Annotated in this window: 2 protein-coding genes; one reads left to right on the plus strand and one right to left on the minus strand. The window is 72.4% G+C overall.

The features are described 5' to 3' along the window. The first annotated feature begins 527 nt into the window (after positions 1 to 527). Positions 528 to 1,259, plus strand: coding sequence for a flagellar type III secretion system pore protein FliP (gene fliP, locus ACT6XY_RS22565; RefSeq protein ID WP_444750546.1), 732 nt, complete (start codon positions 528 to 530; stop codon positions 1,257 to 1,259). Between the two features lie 12 nt (positions 1,260 to 1,271). Here fliP and ACT6XY_RS22570 read toward each other — a convergent pair whose 3' ends face one another. Then, the gene (locus tag ACT6XY_RS22570; RefSeq protein WP_444750547.1) at positions 1,272 to 3,671 is read right to left on the minus strand and encodes a hypothetical protein; all 2,400 of its coding nucleotides are present in this window, start codon (positions 3,669 to 3,671) and stop codon (positions 1,272 to 1,274) included. Between the last annotated feature and the right edge of the window lie 96 nt (positions 3,672 to 3,767).

The raw sequence follows: 3,767 nt of genomic DNA on the forward strand, positions 1-3,767 counted from the left end.
CTCCCGCGGCTCCGGCCGCCGCCGCCCCTGCCCGCCCCCAGCCCGGCGCTCCCGCAGCTCCCGCCAAGGCCCTGTCGGCCGACGAGAAGTCGGTGTTCGACAGCCTGGAGGAGGAAATGGCCGCCCTCCTCGGCCGCGGCCCGACGCCGCCGAAGAACTGACGCGGGCTCCGCGGGCGTTCTGTCAGGACCCACTGAGGTCGGGAATTCCGGCGACGCGTGCCTCCGGCCGGCTCGTCCGAACGCGACGCGGTAATCACCCTCCCCTTGTCGCTCCGCGCCGAGGAGAGGAGGACTTCGACCGTGTGCCCCGTCCGGAGGAGACGAGCCTGGCACGGTCGTCATGGCGCCGGGCCGCGACCGTTGCCACAGCGCGGCGACGGCAGCGCGGGTCCCGCGGCGTCCTGTCCTGCCGGCCATCCACAGGCCCCGGCCCGCGAGCCTGCTAAACTCGCGCATCGATTCGGACGGTGCGGGACGGCGATGGCCCTGACGATCCCTGACGGCAGGACACGGACCCGCCCGGCCATGCGCCGCGCGACGATCCTCGTCGTCCTCGCCGCCGCCGGGCTGGCCGCCGGCCCCGCGGCCGCCCAGGACATCTCGATCAACCTCGGCCAGGGCGCCGGCGTCAACGAGCGCGTCATCCAGCTCATCGGGCTCATCACCATCCTGTCGGTGGCGCCGTCCATCCTCATCATGGTGACCAGCTTCGTGCGCATCGCGGTGGTGCTCTCGCTGCTGCGCACCGCCATCGGCACCCAGACGGCGCCTCCCAACGCCGTCATTGTCGGCCTGTCGCTCTTCCTCACCGGCTTCGTCATGGCGCCGACCCTGCAGCAGAGCTACGACCTCGGCGTGCGCCCGCTGATCGAAAACCAGATCGAGATGCCGCAGGCCTTCGAGCGCGCCTCCGGCCCGTTCCGCGACTTCATGCTGAAGCACGTGCGCGAGAAGGACCTCGCGCTGTTCCAGGAGCTGTCCCGCGAGGCGGTGCCGGCGACGCCGCAGGAGGTGTCGTTCCGGGTGCTGATCCCCGCCTTCATGATCTCGGAGCTCAGGCGTGCCTTCGAGATCGCCTTCCTGCTCTTCGTGCCCTTCCTGGTGATCGACCTCGTCGTTGCCTCGGTGCTCATGTCGATGGGCATGATGATGCTGCCACCGGTCACCGTCTCGATGCCGTTCAAGCTGATCTTCTTCGTGTTGGTCGACGGCTGGAACCTCGTCGCCGGCAGCTTGGTGCGAAGTTTCGGCACCTGAACGGCGCGCGCCTCAGCCCTGGCGCGGCGTGGCCCCGGTCGGCGTGTCGGACTGCTGCTGCGGCGTCCCCGCCCCCGGCGTCTCGCTCGGATAACGCTCGCGATAGTTCTTCAGGAAGGCGTCCAGCGTGTCGCGGTCGGCGATGGAGCGTGCGATCTCGCGATACTCGACGCCCCGCGCATCGATGGGAGAGGTCACCACGTCGAAGGCACGCTCGTCGGGCGTGCCCTTCATGGCCTCGCGCCAGCGGCTGCGCAGGCGGTCGAGGCCGAGCGCGTCGTCGACCAGCGCATAGCCGATGGCCGCCCTCAGCAGGTGGCGGCGCTCGTCGCTGCCGAGCGGGGCATTGCCGGCGCGGGCCGAGACCCAGCGCTCGCTCTGCTCGGCGGATTCGCGGTGGCGCTGCGCGCCCCAATGGATGTCGGCGCGCAGCATCTCCGCCTCGGGCGTGCGGATGCCGGAGAGCATTTCCAGCGCCTGATCGGGACGGCCCGAGTCGGCATGGGCGCGGGCCTCGAGCAGGTAGCGCTGGACGCGCAGCTCCTCCGGCAGGTCGGCAAGGCGGGTCGCGCGCAGCGCCTGCAGGGCGGCGGCGGGTTTGCGGTTGGACAGGTGGATCAGCGCCAGCCGGGCCGCCACCTGAGAGCGCGCCGCGCCCTGCAGGCGCCGGTCGATCTGGTGCTGCAGCAGCGCCGCCGCCTGGTCGAGCAGGTCCATGCCGGCGAGACGGTCGGCGAGGCGGCGGATGATCTCGTCGCCGCGGCGGCCCTGCGGGGTCATGTCGCGGAAGTCGTAATAGAGCGCCAGGGCGTCCACCGGCTTCATCTGGTCGGCATTGCCGTCGAGGAACAGCCGCTCGAAATGCCGGGCGACGTCGTCCTGCATGCCGCGCACCGATTCCGAACGCGGATGGGCGCGCATGGCGAGGCGCATGGTGGTGAAGGCCTCGCGGAACTGCCCCTGGTCGGCATAGAGCTTGGCGAGCAGCGCCAGCGTGCGTGCCTCCACCTCGTCACCGCGCCAGGCATAGCTCTGCACCTCGAGCTCCTCGATCGCCGCCTTGCGGTCGATCTCGCCGAGCCTGTAGCGGGCGGCGAGCAGCCGGTTCTCGGCATCGGCGCGCACCGGCAGGTCCGGTCCGTTGGCGGCGCGCGCATAGGCGACGAGGGCGTCGCGGTCCATGCCCTTGGCCTCGATCACCCGGCCACGCAGCAGGGCGAACTGCTGCTCGGCGGTGGGAGGAATGCCGATCTCCTGCAGGTCGGACAGGAGCTTGTCGGCGCGGTCGACAGCCCCGCTGTCCAGCGCCGCCTCGATGGCGCGCACCAGGATCGCCCGCGCCAGCGGATGCGGCAGCGTGGCGGGGGAGACGTCGGATCCCTCGAAGGCGTCGTGGGCCTCCTTGGTCCGCCCGTCCATGGCGAGCGCCGTCGCGCGCCACAGGGCGACGTCCGGCGCATTGGCCATGGCGGGGTGGGAGAACTCGCGCAGCGCATCCGCCGGCCGATGCATCATGATCGAGACGACGCCGCGCAGCCCCTGGATCGTGCCGTCCTCGGCAATCCGCCGGTCCTGCCGCACGATGGCGTCGAGCACGGCCTTGGCCTCGGCCCAGCGCTGCTGCGCCATGTAGAAGCGCACGAGGTCGAGGCGCCTGGCGGTGCGCTGGGTGTCGTGCACGGCGGCGGCGTTGGCGAGGAGGTCGCTCTCCCGCTCGCGGAACGGGGCGCGCTCGTCGACCGCCCACAGTTCGAGGTCGAAGGTGATGGTGCGCGGACGGCGGGTCAGGCGCTGCACCGGCGGCGGCCGGGCGAGGCCGGCGCTCAGCTGCAGGCCGAAGGGCCGGCCGACATTGACCTGGTCGCCGGAGATGGTGACCGAGAGGTCGTCGGCGATGGGCTGGAAGACGAGGCCGTGGCTGCCGGCGAGCGCGGTGAACTCCACCATCTCGCGCGTCTGCACGAAGGAACGGGCGGGGCCGGCCCCGGTGACGACGATGAGCGTATCGCCCGCCAGCGGGTCGGAGAGGCGGTGCACCGATCCGGCCTGCGGGAAGTCGGCGGTGGCGATCAGCTTGTCTCCCTGATCCGTGGCGCGGGCGAGGTGCACCGGGCGCGGCGGCTCGAGCATGCTGTCGGCGAGGGTGACGATCCAGGCGAGCCCGTCGCGCCCGGCGGAGGCCAGGCTCTGGCGCTCGAGCCCGATGCGGACCGCGATGCCGGTCTGCGACCGCGAGGCGTCGACGGAGGAGAAGATGCCGGCGGCCTCGGCCTGGAGGCCGGCGAGCGCCACCTCCTCGATGGTGTCGAAGACGAGCCAGAGCGTGTCGCCGCGCTGGAAGATCGCGCCCGGGGTCTCGCGGGTGAACGGCACGAGGATGCGCACGGTCCCGCCGGCGCGACGCGCCTGCATGGCCACCGGGCCCGCAGGCTGGGACGCAGGCCGGGGGGCCGGGTCTGCCGTCTCCACGCGGGGCGGTGCCGGCGGCGCGGCGGCAGGAGCCGGAGC

It is taken from the genome of Phreatobacter sp. (genome assembly GCF_052440005.1).
In the GTDB taxonomy this organism is placed as follows: domain Bacteria; phylum Pseudomonadota; class Alphaproteobacteria; order Rhizobiales; family Phreatobacteraceae; genus Phreatobacter.